Raw genomic sequence first — 466 nt, 5'->3', positions numbered from 1 at the left:
AGCTTCGGCGCCCCAGACTCCGTGCTGTCCCCGAAGCCGGTGGCCGAAGCCGTGAGGGCCGTTGCCCTTTTGGGCACCTCTGCCGGAAGCCTCGTCGTGGCCACACGCCGCCTCTCGCCTGGCGAGATGCTGGCCTCGGCCCATTCCGCCCTCACGGCCGCGATCATTGCCGACGGGCTTTCGAGCCGCGGAGCGTCGCTGTCGTCGACGTCGGCAACGCTGTAGACCGGAAGCCCGCGCGCGACGCATTCATGATAGATCGGCATCACGAACGGCGCGAGCCGCGGTCCGACATAGTCGTGCAGCAGGACGCCCTTGCCGGTATGTCCATAGGCGCTCGAGATGCGCGTGCCTTCGCTCTGGATGGTGAGGTGCGGCGCCGGGCCCGAACCGTCTACCGTGTAATAAATGAGCTCGGACAGCTCTTCGTCGAGCCGCGCGGGCTGGTACTCCCAGATCGCCGGCG

Annotated in this window: 1 pseudogene; it reads right to left on the bottom strand. The window is 67.8% G+C overall.

The features are described from left to right. Positions 1-466, bottom strand: a pseudogene (locus JHD07_RS19400) (hypothetical protein); the annotation flags it as partial.

Origin of the sequence: Bradyrhizobium sp., assembly GCF_016462955.1 — a bacterium.
GTDB lineage: Bacteria > Pseudomonadota > Alphaproteobacteria > Rhizobiales > Xanthobacteraceae > Bradyrhizobium.
Note: the sequence above shows the minus strand (reverse complement) of the source record. Positions and strands in the feature narration are given on the sequence as shown.